Below are 252 nucleotides of genomic sequence, written 5' to 3' on the forward strand. Positions count from 1 at the left end.
CGGGCCGAGCTGGCGGAGGATCCCATTGATGGAATCGCGCAACTGATCCCACTCGACGGGCACCTGGGTGCGCTCGATTGGGATCACCGCGCCGTCTTGCAAGACCGGGCCGCCGGTGTACGGCGGTGACAGCTGGATGGTGCGCGAGGCCACCAGGCTGGGGTTGAGGATCGACGCGGTAGCCGTGGCCGGCACCTGGTATTTGTTGCTGTAGTGCAACGTGACTCGCATCTTGTCGCCGGCCGGCTCGAT

1 protein-coding gene is annotated in these 252 nt (G+C 65.9%); it reads right to left on the bottom strand.

The window, feature by feature from the left end; all coding sequences use genetic code 11:
- Positions 1-252: hypothetical protein (locus AB1471_RS19060; protein ID WP_496350345.1), on the bottom strand; the 252-nt coding region annotated here is incomplete at both ends.

The organism is Jeotgalibacillus marinus (assembly GCF_040801915.1).
Lineage (GTDB): Bacteria > Bacillota > Bacilli > Bacillales > Jeotgalibacillaceae > Jeotgalibacillus > Jeotgalibacillus marinus.